The organism is Rhodanobacter sp. B2A1Ga4 (assembly GCF_018101315.1).
GTDB lineage: Bacteria > Pseudomonadota > Gammaproteobacteria > Xanthomonadales > Rhodanobacteraceae > Rhodanobacter > Rhodanobacter thiooxydans_A.
This window is the reverse complement of sequence record NZ_JADBJR010000003.1, coordinates 245,823-264,442: the sequence shown is the minus strand read 5'-3', so window position 1 is coordinate 264,442 and position 18,620 is coordinate 245,823. Positions and strand designations below refer to the sequence as shown.

Sequence of the window (18,620 nt, the reverse complement as noted above, 5' to 3'; positions counted from 1 at the left end):
GACGCCGCCCATGATGACGCGCGGGCGCGATGGCTGCCAGTGGAGTGCCGGAGCCATGACGCTTGCCTAGAGGTTCGATCCCCGGGTTTCGTCATTCCTGCCTGACCAGCCGTGCGGCTGTTGAAAGCCGCGGGAATGATGGCGCCTGGGCAAGCGCCCTTCTGAACAGGCTGACTCAGGCTTGCGCCAGCCAGCTCTCGATCCGGGCGGCGTCGGCGTCAGTGATCGCCACGATGCGGTAGCCGGCCCAGATCTGCCCCGAACTGGCGGCGGATTCGTGCCACTGTTCCTGGATGCCGACTTCGATCGGTTGTGACTGGGCCAGCATCCGCTCCGAACCGGGCAGGGTCATGCTGACCTGGTACAGCGCCTCGCTGCGCGGCGCCTGCGCGCTGATCAGCAGCATGCCGGTGGTCGACAGGTTGCCCAGATGGCCGATCGGCAGGCCGCTGATCGCGTCGGTGACGATGGCATTGATGGTGGCGCGCTTGCGTTCGGCACGGCGCTGGTCGCTGCTGCTCATCGGTGGGCGGCTCCCGGTGGGGTGGAGCGGCGCGGCTCGGCCGCCTGGCGCAGGTTACCGGTGAGGCTGCGCCAGGCGCGGTCGAGCAGGCTCTCCGGCTGCGCCGGCACCTCGCACACGCGGCCGCTGGCGATCTCGTGGGCCAGTTGCGCCAGGCTCATCTCCTCGCCGCGCTGGCCGCGCCGGCTGACCAGCAGGCAGCGCCCGGACATCGGCGAGTGCCAGGCCAGCTTGCGCCGGACGATTTGCCCGGTGTCCGGATCGACGAACTCGAACCAGCTGCCGAACGGCAGCTCGCGCAGGTGCTGCTCAATGCGCTGCTCGCGCGGGTCGGGCGCCGCGACCGCCGGTGCGGCAGCTGGTGCGGGGCCGGCGCCTGCTTCATGGCTGGCCTGCTGTTCGCCCAGCCGCTGGTGCTGCTTCAGGCGCAGCGCAAGGTCGGTGGCGCTGGGCAGTTCCACGGCGGGGCCGGGCCGGCCCGCGCCGAGCAGCCGCTGCGCCACCTGCACCGCCTCCTCGACGTGCATGCCGATCTGCTGCAGGCCGGCTTCCACCTCCGCCTGCAGTTGCAGACGGTCGTCCACCGGCAGGCGGCCGAGCAGCTGGTCGGTGATCGCCAGTTGCGCGCGGAACGCTTCGCTGTCCTCGCCGTGCCGCAACAAGGTCAGCGCCAGCACGTCGGACCAGGCACGGTCGAGCAGGGCGCGCAGCAGGCCGCGCGGCGGCGATTGCGTGAAGCGTTCGGTCATCAGCTCGCCGGCGCGATGGCGCGCCTGATCCAGCCGCTCGCGCCCCTGTGCCGCCTCCACATGGCGGCGCTCGGCCGCCTGCGCCTTGCGCGTGAGCAGGGCCAGGTGGTGCTCGATGTCGGCCAGCAGCGTGGTGTACAGGCCGGCGCTGGGCGGTTCCTGGCTGGCGCGGTTGACCAGCTGCTCGAGCTTGGTCGCCAGCGGGCGGTTGCTCTCGTCGTCGCTGCCGTCGAGCCAGTCGTTCGCCGCCGCGGTCACCGTGTCGAGCAGCCGCCGTGCCGGATGTTCGCGCTTCTCGAAAAAGCCGCGGTCGGCCACCGCCATGCGCAGCACCGGCAGTTGCAGGTCGCTGAGCAGGTGGTGGGCGCTGCCGCCCTGTTGCATCTGTTGGCCAAGCTGCTCGAACAGCCGTGCGACCAGTTCCACCTTGTCACCCTGCTCGTCGCTGAGCTGGGTGCGCGGCGCGTCGCCGGGTTTGCCGGCGTTGAGCTGGGCCAGCAGTTCCTCACGCAGCCGTGCCGCGCTGCGCAGCTCGCGGCCGGCCTGGTCGGTGACCTGGGCCAGGTGCAGCTGCAGCGCGCCCAGTGCGGAGGCCAGTTCCTGCTCGCTGGCGGCACGGCCGACCGCCTGGCCGCTGACGCCACTCTGGCTGGCGCGTTGCCGCGCCAGCAGGTCGCGCAGGGATTCCAGCACCTCGATCGGCGCGCCGGAGCCGGTGCCTTGCGCCGTGCCATGGCCTTGCGTCGTGCCGGCTGCCGGTGCCGGCTCGCCAGCCGTGGCAGAACCGCTGCCGGCGAGGGGGCGTGCCCGTTTGCCAATGTGCCGCGGGACCGGGATGCTGCGCAACTGCGGCAGGATGCCGTCGCCCTGCAGGTGGGCGTTGATGATGTCGTACAACGGCGCCAGCGCCTGGATCACCCACTGGTCGAAATGCTGCAGCAGCAGCAGCTGATGTTTCAGCGGCAGTTCCAGCTCGGCGCCGGCCGCATGGCATGTCTGTGCTATCGCATAGGGCCCCAGCGGCAGCGCCTGGCCTTCCAGTGGCGGTGCGCCGATCAGCACCGCCAGCCGGTGGCCCAGTTCGTACAGCACGCTGCCGTGGCGCACCTCGCCGCGGGCGCCCAGCTGTTCCAGGGCCATCGACACTTCCTGCTCGCCGGGGTCGACCAATGCCAGTGTTTGCCACGGCTTGACGCCGGTGGCGGCCGTGGTCGGCCTGGTGCTGGTGCTAGTGCTGTCGACCTCGTTGAGCGTGCTGCCGAGATGTTCCATGAAACGCTGCGCGAAGGTGGTGCGACCCTGCAGCACACGTTGCCGGCTGGCGAAGCAATCCTGCTGCTCGGAGGCTTGGTGGGCGCGCTCGGCCAGCGCAAAAAGCTGCTTCTCGAATTCGCTCAGGCAGCGGCGCAGGGGTTCCTGCAGGCCTTCCACGCACAGGCCGTAGCTGGCCTCCAGCAGGCGTTGCGCACGCGCTGGCCAGCGCGCGCTGCCGATGCGGCCGCCATGGTGCGACGCGGATGAGTGACGTCGATCGTGCCCGACATCCATGCATGAACCTTGGTGATTCCCCCGGAGTGGCAAGTCTATGCCGGTTGCGGCGGCTATGCCATCCGGGTGCCGGGTGCCTTTCAGTCGAGAAAAGCAGCGATCACGTCGTTGAGGAATCGCTGGCCCAGCGCGGTGGTGTGCAGCCGTTGCGGATCGTCGTGCAGCCAGCCGCGGCCGCGCGCCACCGCCAGCGCGGCGGCGATGCGTTCCGGTGGCAGGCCGGTGCGTTCGGCGAATGCGGCCATCGGCACGCCGTCGACCAGGCGCAGCGCGTTGAGCATGTACTCGAACGGCAGTTCGCTGGCGCCGACCACGTTGTTGCCGCCGATCCGGGCGGCGCCGCCGGTGGCGTCCATATAGGCGCGGGGCCCGCGGGTCTTCCAGCGCCGGTGGATTTCGCCGCCGGCCGCGTCGCTGAGCTTGCCGTGCGCGCCGGCGCCGATGCCGAGGTAGTCGCCGAACTGCCAGTAGTTGAGGTTATGCACGCAGCGCCGACCGGGCCGGGCGTAGGCGGAGATTTCGTATTGGCCGTAGCCGGCTTCGGCCAGGCGTGCCTCGCAGGCTTCCTGCATCGCCCAGGCGTGGTCGTCGTCCGGCAGCGGCGGCGGGTTGGCGGCGAACGCGGTGTTCGGCTCCAGCGTCAGCTGGTAGTGCGAGATGTGGGTCGGCGCCAGCGCCACTGCGCGTTCGACGTCGGCCAGCGCGCCGTCCAGCTCCTGCTTCGGCAGCGCGTACATCAGGTCGAGGTTGATGTTTTCGTAGCCGGCATCCTGCGCGGACTTCACCGCGGCCTCGGCCTCGCCGGCGGAATGGATGCGGCCGAGCCGGCGCAGCTTGTCGTCGTCGAAGCTCTGTACGCCGAACGAGATGCGGTTGATGCCGGCCGCGAGATAACCGTCGAAACGGCCGTGCTCGACCGTGCCGGGATTGGTTTCCAGGGTGATCTCGGCGTCGTCGGCCAGCGGCAGCCGCCCACGCACGCCGTCGAGCAGGCGCGCGATCAGTTCCGGCGCGAACAGGCTGGGCGTGCCGCCGCCGAAGAACACACTGATGACGGGGCGGCCTTCGAGGGCCGGCGCGAAGTCGGCGCGATCGGCGTCGAGATCGGCCAGCAGGTGGTCGATGTAGTCGGCGTAGGGTGGCGGCTCGCTGCGCAGGCCGTGCGAGTTGAAGTCGCAGTACGGGCACTTCTTCACGCACCACGGCATGTGAATGTACAGCGACAGCGGCGGCGCGATCAGGCTCATGCGTGGCGCAGTTCGCGCAGCCGGTCGTGCAGTTTCACCAGCGCCTGGCCACGGTGGCTGAGGCGGTTCTTCAGCGTCGGCTCCAGCTCGGCGGCGCCGAGGGTCTGGCCGTGCGGCAGGAACAGCGGGTCATAGCCGAAACCCTGCGCGCCGCGCGGCGCGTCGAGCACGCGGCCGTGCCAGCGGCCTTCGGCGATCAGCGGTGCGGGGTCGTCGGCGTGTTGCAGCAGCGCCAGCACGCAGATGAAGAACGCGCCGCGCTGTTCCGTCGGCAGGCCGTCCAGCTCGCGCAACAGCTTCGTGTTGTTGGCGGCGTTGTCGCCGTGGCGGCCGGCGTAGCGCGCCGAGTACAGGCCAGGCGCGCCGTGCAGGTGATCCACGCACAGGCCGGAATCGTCGGCCAGCGCGGGCAGGCCGCTGGCGCGGGCGGCGTGGCGCGCCTTGAGCAGCGCGTTCTCGACGAAGCTGAGGCCGGTTTCCTCGGCGTCGGCGATGCCCAGACTCGCTTGCGTGACCACCTCGAAACCGCTGTCGGCGAGCAGCGCGTTGAACTCTTTCAGCTTGCCGGGGTTGCTGCTGGCCAGCACAAGGCGTTGCGTCATGGATTCATTCCAGATCTTTGGCAAATGCGGCGCAGGGGGGCACTGCCCGTCCTGCGTTATCGGGCCAGCGCTGCGCGCTGCGCCGCGACCAGGTCGCCGATGCCTTTTTCGGCCAGCGCCAGCATCGTGTCCATCTCGCCGCGGCGGAACGCGTGGCCTTCGGCGGTGCCCTGCACCTCGATGAAGCCGCCGCCGTCGTTCATCACCACGTTCATGTCGGTGTCGCAGTCCGAATCCTCGGCGTAGTCGAGGTCGAGCACCGGCACGCCCTTGTAGATGCCCACCGAGACCGCGGCGACCGCGCCGACGATCGGGTTGCGCTTGAGGTTCTCGCGCTTCATCAGCAGGTTCACCGCGTCGACCAGGGCCACGTAGGCGCCGGTGATCGCCGCGGTGCGGGTGCCGCCGTCGGCCTGCAGCACATCACAGTCCAGCGTGATCACGCGCTCGCCCAGCGCCTGCCGGTTGATGCAGGCGCGCAGGCTGCGGCCGATCAGCCGCTGGATCTCCATGGTGCGGCCGCCCTGGCCGCCGCGTGCGGCTTCGCGCTGGGTGCGGGTGTTGGTGGCGCGCGGCAGCATGCCGTATTCGGCGGTGATCCAGCCCTCGCCCTTGCCGCGCAGCCAGGCCGGCGCGCGATCCTCGATGCTGGCGGTGCACAGCACGCGGGTGTCGCCGAAGCTCACCAGCACCGAACCTTCGGCGTGGCGGGTGTAGTGGCGCTCGATGCTGACCGGGCGCAGCTGGTCGCTGGTGCGGCCACTGGGGCGGCGGATGTCATTCATGTGGGGAGTTCATGGGGGCAGGTCCTGGGGTCGCCTGGCCGGATTGGGCAAGGCGGGACGGGAGAGTTTACCATTGCGTCCTTTCTCCACGTCCGGACGGCACCCGATGATCCGCAGCATGACGGCCTACGCCAGTGCCGAAACCACCGGCCCCGCCGGCACCCTCGGCTGCGAACTGCGCACGGTCAACCATCGTTACCTCGAGCTGAGCCCGCGCCTGCCGGACGACCTGCGGGCGTTCGAATCGCAGCTGCGCGAGCGGGTGGCGGCGAAGCTGTCGCGCGGCAAGCTGGATCTCACCGTGCGCCGCACCGGCGATGCGCGCGGCGAATTGCTGCAGATCAACAACGCGCTGCTGACGCGTCTGTCCGAGTTGAATCTGGACATGATCGCGCGGTTTCCGGGAATGCAGGTGCAGTTCACCGAACTGTTGCGCTTTCCCGGCGTGATGCAGCAGGCCGAGATCGATCCGGAGGCGCAGCAGGCCGCGCTGTTCGACGTGCTTGACCGCGCGCTGGACGCGCTAACCGCCACCCGCGAGCGCGAGGGCGCGAAGCTGGGTGAGATCCTGCGCGACAAGCTGGACGCGATCGAACGCGTGGTGGCCGACGTGCGCGGCTGGATGCCGGAGATCCGCAGCGCGCTGCGCACCCGGCTGGAAACGCGGCTGGCCGACCTGAAGCAGCCGGTCGAGCCAGGCCGGCTGGAGCAGGAGCTGGTGCTGCAGATCACCCGCACCGACGTGGACGAGGAACTGGACCGGCTTAGCACGCACATCGGCGAGACGCGCCGCGTGCTGGGCCTGAAGGAACCGGTCGGCCGGCGCCTGGATTTCCTGATGCAGGAGTTCAACCGCGAGGCGAACACGCTGGGCTCCAAGTCGGTCGACGCGCGCAGCACCAACGCGGCAGTGGAGCTGAAGGTGTTGATCGAGCAGATGCGCGAACAGGTGCAGAACATCGAATGAGCATGCTCGACGCCAGCGGCAGGCCGATCGAGGGCACCCTGTTCATGGTCGCCGCGCCCTCCGGCGCCGGCAAGTCCACCCTGGTCAACGCGCTGCTCGAGCGCGAGAGCGCGATCTCGCTGTCGGTGTCGCACACCACGCGGCCGCCGCGGGTCGGCGAGACGTACGGGCGGCACTACTACTTCGTCGAGCGCGCCGAGTTCGAGCGCGAGATCGCCGAGGGCATCTTCCTGGAATATGCCGAGGTGCACGGCAACCTCTACGGCACCTCGCGCACCACCGTGCAGGAGCTGCTGGGGCAGGGGCGCGACGTGCTGCTGGAGATCGACTGGCAGGGCGCCCAGCAGATCCGCCGCAGCAAACCCGACTGCGTCAGCGTGTTCATCCTGCCGCCATCGCGGGCGGAACTCGAACGGCGCCTGCGCGGTCGAGGTTCGGACAGCGCCGAGGTGATCGAGCGCCGGCTGCGTAATTCGCGCGGCGAGATCGCCCACGCGCACGAGTTCGACTACATCCTGGTCAACGACGTGTTCGACGAGGCGCTGGCCGGGCTGCAGGCGATCGTGCGGGCGGTGCGCCTGCGCAGCGCACTGCAGTGGCGGCGGCACGAGGCGCTGATCGCCGAACTGCTGGCCGACGAGGCCGGTTGAACCGGGGCGCCTGCACATGGTCTTGGCACGACGCTTCGGCTACCTTGTCCGCTTCCCTCCCCGCACGTGCCGCCCATGAACGAAACCGCTCACGCCACGCCTGACGACACCACCTTGGTGCGCATCCGCGGCCTGACCACGGTGCTCAGCGGCAAGACCATCTTCGACGCGCTGGACCTGGACATCCCGCGCGGCAGGATCACCTCGATCATGGGCCCCAGCGGCACCGGCAAGACCACCCTGCTCAAGCACATCACCGGGCAGATGTACGCCGACGCCGGCAGCATCCACGTCGACGGCCGAAACGTGGCCAGGCTGTCGCGCGAGGAGCTGTACAAGCTGCGCGAAGGCGTGGGTTACCTGTTCCAGAATTCCGCCCTGCTGACCGATTTCGACGTATTCGAGAACGTGGCGTTCCCGCTGCGCCAGCACACGAAACTGCCGGAGGTGCTGATCCGTGACCTGGTGCTGATGAAGCTGCAGGCGGTCGGCCTGCGCGGCGCCGCGCGGCTGATGCCGAACGAGCTGTCCGGTGGCATGGCGCGGCGGGTGGCGCTGGCGCGGGCGATCGTGTTCGACCCACAGCTGATCCTCTACGACGAGCCGTTCGTGGGGCTCGATCCGGTAGCGCTGAACCAGGTGCTGAAATTGATCCGTACCTTGAACCAGACCCTCGGCATCACCAGCGTGCTGGTCTCGCACGAGCTGGCCGCGGTGCAGCAGATCGCCGACCACGTGATGCTGCTGTCCAACGGCAAGGTGGTGGCACAGGGCGACCCGAAAACGATCGCCGACGACGGCTCGCCGTGGACGCGGCAGTTCTTCGGCGGCGAGGCGGACGGGCCGATCCCGTTCCGCTACCCGGCTGGCGACTACGCGACCGAGCTGGGCTTTGCCGGAGCGGCGAAATGAACGCACGCGCGCCGCAGCACAACAACGTGGTGAGCCAGTCGCTGGCCCAGATCGGCGCCTGCGGGCTGTTCCTGCTGACCCTGCTGGCGGCGATCCCGCGCAGCTTCCGTTATGCACGCGAAACCGTCCGCCAGCTGTGGTTCGTCGGCGCGATGAGCCTGACCATCATCATGGTCTGCGGCCTGTTCGTCGGCATGGTGCTGATGCTGCAGCTGTACCACGTGCTGTCGATCTTCGGCGGTACCTCGGCCAGCGGCATGGTGGTGGCGCTGTCGGTGTACCGCGAACTGGGGCCGGTGGTCACCGCGCTGCTGTTCGCCGGCCGTGCCGGCACCGCGATCACCGCCGAGATCGGCCTGATGCGCGCCACCGACCAGATTTCCGCGATGGAGATGATGGCGGTCGACCCGATCGCCTACGTCGCCACGCCGCGTTTCCTGGCCGGGCTGATCGCCATGCCGCTGCTGTGCTGCGTGTTCTGCGCGATGGCGATCTTCGGCGGCCACCTGGTCGGCGTGACCTGGCTGGGCATCGACAACGGCACGTTCTGGTCGAACATGACCGCCCAGGTCGACATCCACACCGACATCGTCAACGGCGTGCTGCTGAAGAGCCTGGCGTTCGGCGCGGTGGTATCGCTGATCGCGGTGTTCCAGGGCTTCACCACGCCGCCCACCAGCGAGGGCGTGGCCTACGCCACCACGCGCACCGTGGTCGCCTCGTCGATCGCCATCCTGGCGCTGGACTTCGTCCTCACTGCTTTCTTGATGTGACTGCCATGACCCACCGTTCTCCGAGGATTCTGCCGTGAGCCAACCGAGAAGTTCCTATGCCGTCGGCACCGGCCTGTTCATCGTGCTCGGCTTCGCTGCGCTGGCCTATCTGGCGACGCAGACCAGTTCGGTGGCCAACGTGCGCCAGGGCGACAGCTACGCCGTCGAGGCGCAGTTCACCAACATCGGCCAGCTGAAGGAGCGCGCACCGGTGAAGATCGCCGGCGTGCGGGTCGGCCAGGTGCAGGCGATCACGCTGCAGCCGGGCCACGACGTAGCGGACGTGAAGCTGTCGATCGACAAGAACTACGACCACATCCCGCAGGATTCGGTGGCGACGATCTTCACCAGTGGCCTGCTCGGCGACCAGTACGTGGGCATTGAGTACGGCAGCGCGAAGCAGTTCGTGGCCGCCGGCGGCACGCTGGCACGGACCAAGTCCACCCAGCCGCTGGAGGAGATGCTGGGCAAGTTCTTCGGTGCCGGCGGCGTGGTCGACAATGTCGGCGGCAGCTACACGGTGAAGGCGAGCTTCACCAATGTCGGCACGCTCTCGGCCGGTGCGCCGGTGAAGATGGCCGGCGTGGTCATCGGCAGCGTGCAGTCGGTGCACGCCGATCCGGTCAAGTTGAACGCCCAGGTGGTGCTGTCGATCGACAAGCGCTACGACGCGATTCCCGACGATTCGGCCGCGGCGGTGTTCACCAGCGGTTTGATCGGCAGCCAGTATGTTGCGATCCAGCCGGGTGGTTCGCCCGAAGTGCTCAAGAACGGCGACGAGATGATCCTGACCCAGTCCGCGATGCAGCTGGAGGATCTGATCGGCAAGTTCCTGGTCAACGGTTCGCCCAGTGACAAGAAAGATGCCGGCAACGGCAGCAAATAGCCCGCCATCCCCACCGGTTCGCCGAGCCGGTTTTGCTGAAGGAGTTTCCCATGTTGCGCAGACTGGCTCTTGCCACCGCCATCGCATTCGGCACCATCGCCGCCGCTCCGGCGTTCGCCCAGGCGACCGCCCCGGCCGCTGCCCCGGCGGCGGCACAGCAGGCCCCGGTCGAGATCGTGCAGGCCATCGCCGACCAGCTGGCCACGGCGATCGAGGGGCATCGCGACGAGCTGAAGAAGAACCAGGAAAAGCTGATCAGCGTCATCGACGAGGTGTTCCTGCCGCACTTCGACATCGACTACGCCTCGATCCTGGTGCTCGGCCAGCATGCCCGCGAGACTTCGCCGGCGCAGCGCGAGCGCTTCGCCCGGGCGTTCTACAACTCGATCACGCATCGTTACGCCGAGGGCCTGCTCAACTACACCCGCGGCCGCGTGAAGGTGTTGCCGTTCAAGGGCGACCTCAACGACAAACGCACCGTGGTGCGCACCCAGGTGGTGCTGGACGACGGCAAGCTGGTGTCGATCGACTATGCGTTCCGCAAGGGCCGCGGCGGCGACTGGAAGGCTTACGACGTGATCATCGAGGGCATTTCCTACGTCACCAATTACCGCAACCAGGTGGACGCGGAGATTCGCAAGGTCGGCATCGACCAGTTGATCACCAACCTCGAGACCCAGGGCTCCAAGGCGCTGGACACGATGGCCAAGGACAACAAGGACAAGTCGTGACGGATGCGACCGCACACGGGTTCCAGCTGGACACCGGCACGCCCGGCACCCTGGGCGTGCGCGGCGAGCTGAGCTTCGACACCGCGGCAGCGGCGTTGCAGGCGATCCAGTCCGCGCTGACTGGCGGCTCCGTGTCGCATCTTGACCTGGCCGGCGTGCGCCACAGTGACAGCGCCGGGCTCGCCTGCGTGCTGGCGGTTGCGGCGGAGGCTGCCCGACGTGGACAGGCGTTGCAGGTCGTGCATATGCCGGCCGGCATGCAGGCGCTGGCGCAGGTATGCGAGGTCGATCGCCTGATCGCCTGATCGCTTGCGGAAGGCGGCAACGAAGAAGGGGCCTTGCGGCCCCTTCTTCGTATCGGTGTCCGGTACCGCCTATGGCTGCTTGGTGGCTTGGTCCGGATGCTTGTTTTCCCACTGGTGCTGCTGGTCCAGCAGCTCTTCGGGGTCGAAGTTCTTCTCGTCCAGGCCCTGCATCTGCTGGATGATCTCGACCGGCGGGTTGCCGTCGTAGATCTTGTACAGGCGCTGCTGGCGGTAGGCATCGCGGATGAACACGTAGGGATCGTAGGCGGATTGCAGGAAGCCCTCCGCGTCGATCGCGCGCGAACGCAAGGTCACCAGATAGATCGCCTGCGGCAGGTATTGCAGGCCGTTGTAGTGGTGGTTGTTCGCGTACAGGGTCAACGGATCGAAGAAGTAGCTGTCGACCGGCAGGCGCCAGATGTCGCGCGCCGTGCTGGGTCCGAAGAACGGCAGCATCAGGAAGTCGCCTTCCGGGGCGCCCCAGCGCGCCAGGGTGATGCCGAAGTCGTTGTCTTCGATCGGCAGGCCGAGCTGGCTGGCCGGGTCGAAGAAGCCGCCGATGCCCAGGGTCAGGTTCACCAGGAAGCGGCCGGTACTCTGCAGTGCCTGCTTCGGGCGCGCCTGCAGCAGGTCGTTGGCGACCGTGACCGGCATGCGGATATTGGTGAAGAAGTCGCTGAACGAGCGGCGTACCGGCGGGTTGGTCACCTTGCGGTAGCCCAGCGCGACCGGGCGGATCACCGCCTGGTCCACCGCGTCGTTGAATTTGTAGGCGCCGCGGTTGTATTTCTCCAGCGGGTCGTCGGTGCGCGGCTTGGCAATGGTGCAGCCGGCCAGCAACGTGATCGCGAGCACGGGCAACCAGCGGCTCAACTTGGAAAATCGAAGCGGGGAGGGCATCGGTGCGGGGGTTCGCGTCAGGGGTGCAGTAAGTGTACTGTCTGGTTTTATATCGTGCACGGCTTTCGGCTTGCTTCCATCGAGCGCATGCCGGTCCGAGGCCAGCCCGCCATGATACGCGTCGCGTGCATTGCCAGCAAAGCACCCGCTCCTCTACACTGTCAGGCCATATAAGTCACTATTCCCTAAGGAATTCGCATGGCACGTATTACCGTGGAGGACTGCCTCGAGGTGGTCGACAACCGTTTCGAGCTGGTATTGATGGCGACCAAGCGCGCGCGCCAGCTGGAAAAGGGCGCCGAGCCGGCCGTCAACCCCGATCATGACAAGCCGACCGTGCTGGCCCTGCGCGAGATCGCCGCCCGCCGCATCGACCAGGCCACGATCGACCAGATCGACAAGGCCGAGCGCGAGCGCGCCGAGCGCGAGGCGCTGGAGTGGGCCGCGGCCGAGGTCGACGACGACCTGTCCAAGGGCGGCGACGACTGATGGACGGCGGCTGCTGTAGCACGCGTCTCCGTCGCACCGGTGCAGCCGGTGTGACGGCGTGCGTGCACATGGCAGCCGCTGGCCGTGGCTGGCGCGAGGTAGGCGCCTGAGCAGGCGCCGGCAGCGAATGACTGCGGCCACTCACCCCGCCACGGTCGACCTGTCCGCGCTGCCGCCGTACGCGTTGGCCCTGAAAGAACGTATTGCCTACCTGCCCGACGTGCAGGTTGATCGCGTGCTGCGCGCGTTCCAGATCGGCGCGCAGGCGCACGCCGGCCAGGAGCGCAAGAGTGGCGAGCCGTACATCACCCACCCGGTGGCGGTGGCCGGCATCCTGGCCGAACTCGGGCTGGATGCCGAGACGATCATCGCGGCGATCCTGCACGACACCCTGGAAGACACCGAACTCAGCCGCGAGACGCTGGCCGTCGAGTTCGGCGAGGTGGTGGCTGAACTGGTCGACGGCGTCACCAAGCTGGACAAGATGCGTTTCGGCACGCGCCAGGAAGCCGACGCGGAAAGCTTCCGCAAGATGCTGCTGGCGATGGCGCGCGACATCCGCGTGATCCTGATCAAGCTGGCCGACCGCCTGCACAACATGCGCACGCTGGGCGCCAAGGACGCGCCGTCGCGCCGCCGCATCGCGCGCGAGACGCTGGAGATCTACGCGCCGATCGCGCAGCGCCTGGGCATGAACAAGTTCAAGGCGGAGCTGCAGGACCTGGGCTTCCGCGCGCTGTATCCGGACCGCTACCGGGTGATCAGCGAGCGCATCCGCGCCGCGCTGGGCAACCGGCGCGAGGCGATGGGCAAGATCGAGGCGGCGCTGTCTACGCGGCTGGCCGCCGACCACCTGCCGGCCCGCGTGGTCGGCCGGATCAAGTCGCCGTGGAGCATCTATTCGAAGATGCACGGCGACCACAAGAGCTTCGCGCAATTGATGGACGTCTACGGCTTCCGCGTGGTCGTCGACAGCGCGATGAGCTGCTACATGGCGCTGGGCGTGGTGCACGCGCTGTACAAGCCGGTCGATCGCCGCTTCAAGGATTTCATCGCGATCCCCAAGGCGAACGGCTACCAGTCGCTGCACACCGTGCTGCTGGGGCCGTTCGGCGCGCCGATCGAGGTGCAGATCCGCACCGCCGAGATGGATTCGGTGGCTGAGCGCGGTGTGGCCGCGCACTGGGCCTACAAGACCGACTCGGGCCCGGCCAACAGCGCACAGGCGCGGGCGCGCGAGTGGCTGTCGTCGCTGGTCGACAGCTCGGCAAACACCGTGTCGTCGTCGGAGTTCATCGAGAACGTCAAGATCGACCTGTTCCCTGACGAGGTCTATCTGTTCACCCCGCGCGGCGACATCCTGTCGCTACCGCGCAACGCCACTGCGCTAGATTTCGCCTACGCGGTGCACACCGACGTAGGTGACCACGCGGTGGCCGCGCGCGTCGACAAGAAACTGCTGCCGCTGCGCGCAAAACTTGAGTCGGGCCAGCTGGTGGAGATCATCACCGCGCCGTCGGCGGTGCCGAACCCGGCCTGGCTGGAAGTGGTGGTCACCGGCAAGGCGCGCACCGCGATCCGCCAGTACCTGAAACACCTGCAGCACGAGGATGCGGTGGACTTCGGCCACCGCATGCTCGACCGCGCGCTGGACGCGCAGGGCAGCAGCCTGGACGGCATCCCGCCGGCGGTGCTGGACCGCTTCCTGGAAACCTCCAAGCTGAAGCGGCTGGAGGAACTGCTGTCCGATATCGCGCTGGGCAACCGCATGCCCGACGTGGTCGCCAGCCAGCTGCTGGCGTCGCGCGGGCGGAAAGCCGGCAAGCCGCAGGCGTCGGCGCACGCGCACGAGAAGATCCGCATCACCGGCGCCGAGCGCGGCGTGCTCAGCTTCGCCAACTGCTGCCATCCGCTGCCGGGCGATGACATCATCGGCTACCTGTCCTCGGGCAAGGGCATCGTGGTGCATCGCGAGGAATGCCCGAACGTGGTCGAGCTGCGCAAGTCGCCCGAGCGCTGCGTGGCGATCGAGTGGGACCGCGACGTGCAGGGCGACTACCGCGCCGAGCTGCGCATCGAGGTGATCAACCGCCCCGGCGTGCTGGCCACCGTGGCTGCCGCGATCGCCGCCGCCGACTCGAACATCGAGAACGTGGAATACGTCGAGCGCGATTCCGCCGCCGCGACCTTGCTGTTCGCGATGGAAGTGAAGAGCCGCAAGCACCTGGCCGACGTGATCCGCCGCGTGCGCCGCACCGGCGTGGTCAGCGGCGCGTATCGCTATCCGCTGTAGGAGCGCGCCCCGCGCGTGAAAAGTGCCAGCCAGGTTGCGTGCCGGTTTTCGCGCACGCGGTGCGCTCCTACAATCAACACCTTTCCCACCCGAGGCAAGCCCATGTCCAGCAGCATCATCTCCACCGAGAAAGCCCCCGCCGCGATCGGCCCGTATTCGCAGGCCGTGCGCGCCGGCCATACCGTGTACTTCTCCGGCCAGATTCCGCTGGATCCGGCCACCGGCGCGCTGGTCGAGGGCGACATCACGGCGCAGACGCGGCGCGTGTTCGACAACCTCACCGCCGTGGCGGCGGCTGCCGGCGGTTCGCTGGCACAGATCGTGCGCGTGGGCATCTATGTCACCGACCTGGCGAACTTCGCCGCGGTCAATGCGGTGATGGCCGAGTACTTCCAGCAGCCGTATCCGGCACGCTCCACCATCGAGGTGTCCGGTCTGCCGAAGGCGGCGCAGGTCGAGGTCGACGCGGTGATGGTCCTGGACTGAGTCCGGTCGGCGCCCCGCGCCGACAGCCAGTGTCGGCGTCCGGCTTACGACAAGAGACGGTGCTCGGTTAGGCTTGCAGGTCATGGCCACCCGCACCGCCCGTCCTGCTTCCGTTGTCGGCGCCGATCCGGGCATCACGCCGGTGGGCGCGCTGCCGGGTGTCGGCCCGGCGCTGGCCGCATCGCTGGCCCGGCTCGGGCTGGAGCGGGTGCAGGGCCTGTGGTTCCACCTGCCGCTGCGCTACGAGGACAGGACCCGGATCACCGCGATCGCCGACCTGCGGGTGGGGGAGCGGGCGCAGGTCGACGGCGTGGTCGAGGCGGTCGAGCGCGGCTTCCGCTATCGCCCGCAGCTGAAGGTGGCGATCGGCGACACCAGCCGGCAGACCTTGCTGCTGCGCTTCTTCCACTTCAACCGGGCGCAGGCAGAACAATTGCTGCCGGGCACGCGGCTGCTCTGCTACGGCGAAGTACGCCATGGCGCGCAGGGCCTGGAGATGGTGCACCCGAACTACCAGCGACTGAGCGGGGATGCGGAGGCTGCGGTCGACGAGTTGCTCAGCCCGGTCTATCCGACCACCGAAGGGTTGGGTCCGAAACGGCTGGCCGGGGTGATCGACAAGGCGCTGGCGCTGCTGCCGCCGGCTGCACAACTGGAACTGATCCCGCCCGCGCTGTGCGCGAAGCACGGACTCACCTCGCTGCGTGACGCGCTGCTGTACGTGCACCGGCCGCCGCCGGACGCGCACCTGGGCCAGCTCATGCTGGGCCGGCACCCGGCGCAGCAGCGGCTGGCGTTCGAGGAACTGCTGACCCAGCACCTCAGCCTGAGGCGCATGCGCGCGGCGGTGCGGCAGCGGCGTGCACCAAAGCTGGGTGACACCGGCGAGCTGCGCAGGCGGCTGCTGGCCGGGCTGCCGTTCCGGTTGACCGCCGCGCAGCAACGCGTCGGCGAGGAAGTCGCGCGCGACCTGGCACAGCCACGGCCAATGCTGCGGCTGGTGCAGGGCGACGTCGGCAGCGGCAAGACCGTGGTCGCCGCGCTGGCGGCACTGGCGGCGGTGGAATCGGGACATCAGGTTGCGCTGATGGCGCCGACCGAGCTGCTGGCCGAGCAGCACCTGCACAATTTCCGGCATTGGCTGCAGCCGCTCGGCATCGAGGTGGAATGGCTGGCCGGCAAGGTCACCGGCAAGGCACGCCAGCAGGCGCTGGCGCGGGTCGCCGAGGGTGCGCCGGTGGTGGTGGGCACGCATGCGCTGATGCAGGAGGGCGTGGCATTCGCGCGGCTCGGCCTGGTGATCGTCGACGAGCAGCACCGCTTCGGCGTGCAGCAACGGCTGGCCCTGCGCGACAAGGGCAGGGATGGCGAGCTGGTGCCGCACCAACTGGTGCTGACCGCCACGCCGATCCCGCGCACGCTGGCGATGAGTGCGTACGCCGACCTCGACGTCTCCTCGATCGACGAACTGCCGCCCGGGCGCACGCCGGTGCAGACCATCGCGATCTCGAATGCGCGGCGGATCGAGGTGATCGAGCGCATCCACGCCGCCTGCGGCGAAGGGCGGCAGGTGTACTGGGTATGCACCCTGATCGAGGAATCCGAGCAGCTGCGCGCGCAGGCGGCCGAAGTGGCGCACGCGGAACTCTCCGCGGCGCTAGCCGGCTTCAGGGTCGGCCTGATCCACGGCCGCATGAAGCCGAAGGAAAAGCAGGCGGTGATGGACGCATTCAAGGCCGGCGAACTGGCCGTGCTGGTGGCGACCACGGTGATCGAGGTCGGCGTGGACGTGCCCAACGCCAGCCTGATGGTGATCGAGAACAGCGAGCGGCTGGGGCTGGCCCAGCTGCACCAGCTGCGCGGGCGGGTCGGCCGCGGCGCGGTCGCCTCCAACTGTGTGCTGCTGTACCAGCCGCCGCTGGGCCAGCTGGCGCGCGAGCGGCTGCAGGTGATGCGCGACACCAGCGACGGTTTCCGCATCGCCGAGAAGGATCTGGAACTGCGCGGTCCGGGCGAGGTGCTGGGTACCCGCCAGACCGGCCAGCTCAGCTTCCGCATCGCCGACCTCACCCGCGACGCGCACCTGCTGCCGGCGGTGCAGCAGGTCGGCGAACACATGCTGGCCGAACACCCGCGGCAGACCGCGCAGCTGATCGAGCGCTGGATCGGCGCCGCGGCGCGCTACGCGCATGCGTGACGGCCGTTCGTCATCGCATACACTCAGCGGCTGAAACGAAGACGACGCCTCCATGAGCAAGCCGCAACTCCTGATCGATACCGACCCCGGCGTCGATGACGCCCTGGCCATCCTGATGGCCTACGCCCACGCCGACATCGCCGGTCTCAGCATCGCTGCCGGCAACGTGGGCCTCGGCCATACCGTGCGCAACGCGCGCACCCTGGTCGACCTGGCCGGTGCGGTGACGCCGGTGTTCGCCGGCTGTGCCGTGCCGCTGGTGCGTGCGGCAGACGAGGACGCCGCGTTCGTGCACGGCCAGGACGGTTTCGGCGACGTCGGCTTTGCCGAGCCGGCTGCGCCACTGGCCGATGAACCGGCCGCGCTGGCCCTGCTCAGGCTGACCCGTGAGCGGCCGGGCGAGCTGACCCTGGTGGCGCTGGGGCCGCTGACCAACCTGGCGCTGGCGCTGCGGCTCGATCCCCGCTTGCCCCAGCGGGTGGCGCGACTCGTGGTGATGGGCGGCGCGGTCACCGGCCACGGCAATACCGGCAAGGTGCCGGCCGAATTCAACATCGGCTTCGATCCGGAAGCCGCGCACGTGGTGTTCGAGGCGTTCCCCGCCTTCGACCTGGTCGACTGGGAAGCCACCTTGCGGCACGCATTCGATGATGCCGAATTCGATCGCTGGCTGGCGGCCGGCGACCGGCGCGCGGATTTCTTCGGCAGGATCGTGGCCACCGCGCGCCGCTACAATGCGAAGCATGATCGCCACGGGCTGGTCGCCGCCGACGCGCTGGCGATGGCGGTAGCGCTGGATCCGTCCATTGTGACCCGACGCGAGACCCGGGCGGTGGCGGTGGAACTGGACGGTCGCCTGACCCGCGGCGCCACCGTGGTCGACTGGAAGGGCCGCCTGTGTCGGCCGGCCCGGGCGAACATCGTGCTGGAAGTGGACCAGGCCCGCTTTGCCGCGATGGTGCGGCGTGCGCTGGGTGTACCGGATTGAGCGCGGACTTGCAGGGGCAGCCGGTTCCTCGTTACAATGCCGCTCTTTTCACCACCGCTTTAGAGCCAGTCATGAAGCCTGATATCCATCCGAACTACATCCCGGTGGTGTTCCAGGACCTGTCGTCCGACTTCGCGTTCCTGACCAAGTCGACCATGTCCAGCAAGGAAACCATCAAGTGGGAAGACGGCAATGAGTACCCGCTGATCAAGGTGGATATCTCCAGCCATTCGCACCCGTTCTACACCGGCAAGCAGAAGACGCTGGACGTCGGCGGTCGCGTCGACAAGTTCCGTCGCCGCTATGCGGGTTCCGTCAAGGAATAATCGACGCGACGGTCGGCGCCCGGCGCCGGACGTGCAGAACCAATCCAGGACACGGGGCAGGCACAGGCCTGCCCCGTGTCTTTTTGCGTTCGCCATTCGACCATTCGCCATCGAATGCAAACGGGACCTTGTGCGATAATGGTCAGTGAACTGACGCCACCGCGTCCGTCGCACGCGTGCTTTCCCCGGCGTGCAGTGCCGACATTCCCTCGCCGGACGGCGCCGCCATGGCGGTTGCCGGCGGCGACGACCCACATGTAAGG

Annotated in this window: 19 protein-coding genes; 13 read left to right on the top strand and 6 right to left on the bottom strand. The window is 68.5% G+C overall.

Features of this window, described 5'->3' with window-relative positions; genetic code table 11:
- Positions 1-175 precede the first annotated feature (175 nt).
- From IMW82_RS12065 to rph, 5 genes are all read right to left on the bottom strand, one after another.
- The gene (locus IMW82_RS12065) at positions 176-523 is read right to left on the bottom strand and encodes a PilZ domain-containing protein (RefSeq protein ID WP_211004609.1); all 348 of its coding nucleotides are present in this window, start codon (positions 521-523) and stop codon (positions 176-178) included.
- On the bottom strand, positions 520-2,820 hold the full coding sequence (locus IMW82_RS12060) for a DUF1631 family protein (protein WP_211004608.1): 2,301 nt from the start codon (positions 2,818-2,820) through the stop codon (positions 520-522). The genes IMW82_RS12065 and IMW82_RS12060 overlap by 4 nt, the downstream gene beginning before the upstream one ends.
- Before the next feature lie 80 nt (positions 2,821-2,900).
- A complete protein-coding gene (hemW, locus tag IMW82_RS12055) occupies positions 2,901-4,067 on the bottom strand; it encodes a radical SAM family heme chaperone HemW (RefSeq protein ID WP_211004607.1) in 1,167 nt (388 codons plus the stop codon).
- Positions 4,064-4,669 carry an RdgB/HAM1 family non-canonical purine NTP pyrophosphatase gene (gene rdgB / locus IMW82_RS12050; protein ID WP_108471985.1) on the bottom strand — a complete coding sequence of 202 codons (606 nt, stop codon included), beginning with the start codon at positions 4,667-4,669 and terminating at the stop codon, positions 4,064-4,066. Before rdgB ends, hemW begins: the two co-directional genes overlap by 4 nt.
- A gap of 56 nt (positions 4,670-4,725) precedes the next feature.
- Positions 4,726-5,454: a ribonuclease PH gene (gene rph / locus IMW82_RS12045; protein WP_211004606.1), complete on the bottom strand. Its 729-nt coding sequence runs from the start codon at positions 5,452-5,454 to the stop codon at positions 4,726-4,728.
- A 106-nt stretch (positions 5,455-5,560) separates the two neighbouring features.
- On the opposite strand from rph, the gene IMW82_RS12040 reads away from it, so the two are divergent.
- The 7 genes from IMW82_RS12040 (at position 5,561) to IMW82_RS12010 (ending at position 10,678) form a co-directional block, all read left to right on the top strand.
- On the top strand, positions 5,561-6,421 hold the full coding sequence (locus IMW82_RS12040) for a YicC/YloC family endoribonuclease (protein ID WP_211004605.1): 861 nt from the start codon (positions 5,561-5,563) through the stop codon (positions 6,419-6,421).
- Positions 6,418-7,071, top strand: a complete 654-nt coding sequence (gene gmk / locus IMW82_RS12035; protein ID WP_244754295.1) for a guanylate kinase — start codon at positions 6,418-6,420, stop codon at positions 7,069-7,071. The genes IMW82_RS12040 and gmk overlap by 4 nt, the downstream gene beginning before the upstream one ends.
- 75 nt (positions 7,072-7,146) lie before the next feature.
- On the top strand, positions 7,147-7,983 hold the full coding sequence (locus tag IMW82_RS12030; protein ID WP_108471982.1) for an ABC transporter ATP-binding protein: 837 nt from the start codon (positions 7,147-7,149) through the stop codon (positions 7,981-7,983).
- Positions 7,980-8,756 (top strand): lipid asymmetry maintenance ABC transporter permease subunit MlaE, encoded by a 777-nt coding sequence (mlaE, locus tag IMW82_RS12025; RefSeq protein WP_211004604.1) that lies wholly within the window; start codon positions 7,980-7,982, stop codon positions 8,754-8,756. Before IMW82_RS12030 ends, mlaE begins: the two co-directional genes overlap by 4 nt.
- 34 nt (positions 8,757-8,790) lie before the next feature.
- On the top strand, positions 8,791-9,642 hold the full coding sequence (gene mlaD, locus IMW82_RS12020; RefSeq protein WP_108471980.1) for an outer membrane lipid asymmetry maintenance protein MlaD: 852 nt from the start codon (positions 8,791-8,793) through the stop codon (positions 9,640-9,642).
- A 50-nt stretch (positions 9,643-9,692) separates the two neighbouring features.
- Positions 9,693-10,373, top strand: a complete 681-nt coding sequence (locus tag IMW82_RS12015; protein ID WP_108472014.1) for an ABC transporter substrate-binding protein — start codon at positions 9,693-9,695, stop codon at positions 10,371-10,373.
- Positions 10,370-10,678 (top strand): STAS domain-containing protein, encoded by a 309-nt coding sequence (locus IMW82_RS12010; RefSeq protein WP_108471979.1) that lies wholly within the window; start codon positions 10,370-10,372, stop codon positions 10,676-10,678. The genes IMW82_RS12015 and IMW82_RS12010 overlap by 4 nt, the downstream gene beginning before the upstream one ends.
- Before the next feature lie 69 nt (positions 10,679-10,747).
- Here IMW82_RS12010 and IMW82_RS12005 read toward each other — a convergent pair whose 3' ends face one another.
- Entirely contained in the window at positions 10,748-11,578 is an 831-nt protein-coding gene (locus IMW82_RS12005) for a VacJ family lipoprotein (RefSeq protein WP_108471978.1), read from the bottom strand.
- A gap of 198 nt (positions 11,579-11,776) precedes the next feature.
- Between IMW82_RS12005 and rpoZ the strand changes: the two genes are divergently transcribed.
- The 6 genes from rpoZ (at position 11,777) to IMW82_RS11975 (ending at position 18,357) form a co-directional block, all read left to right on the top strand.
- On the top strand, positions 11,777-12,067 hold the full coding sequence (rpoZ, locus tag IMW82_RS12000; protein ID WP_007509529.1) for a DNA-directed RNA polymerase subunit omega: 291 nt from the start codon (positions 11,777-11,779) through the stop codon (positions 12,065-12,067).
- 127 nt (positions 12,068-12,194) lie between these two features.
- Entirely contained in the window at positions 12,195-14,360 is a 2,166-nt protein-coding gene (locus tag IMW82_RS11995) for a bifunctional (p)ppGpp synthetase/guanosine-3',5'-bis(diphosphate) 3'-pyrophosphohydrolase (protein WP_108471977.1), read from the top strand.
- A gap of 102 nt (positions 14,361-14,462) precedes the next feature.
- Positions 14,463-14,846, top strand: a complete 384-nt coding sequence (locus IMW82_RS11990; protein ID WP_108471976.1) for a RidA family protein — start codon at positions 14,463-14,465, stop codon at positions 14,844-14,846.
- An 82-nt stretch (positions 14,847-14,928) separates the two neighbouring features.
- The gene (gene recG, locus IMW82_RS11985) at positions 14,929-17,043 is read left to right on the top strand and encodes an ATP-dependent DNA helicase RecG (protein ID WP_211004603.1); all 2,115 of its coding nucleotides are present in this window, start codon (positions 14,929-14,931) and stop codon (positions 17,041-17,043) included.
- A gap of 52 nt (positions 17,044-17,095) precedes the next feature.
- A complete protein-coding gene (locus tag IMW82_RS11980; RefSeq protein WP_211004602.1) occupies positions 17,096-18,031 on the top strand; it encodes a nucleoside hydrolase in 936 nt (311 codons plus the stop codon).
- A 71-nt stretch (positions 18,032-18,102) separates the two neighbouring features.
- The gene (locus tag IMW82_RS11975) at positions 18,103-18,357 is read left to right on the top strand and encodes a type B 50S ribosomal protein L31 (RefSeq protein WP_108471973.1); all 255 of its coding nucleotides are present in this window, start codon (positions 18,103-18,105) and stop codon (positions 18,355-18,357) included.
- The last annotated feature ends 263 nt before the right edge of the window (positions 18,358-18,620 follow it).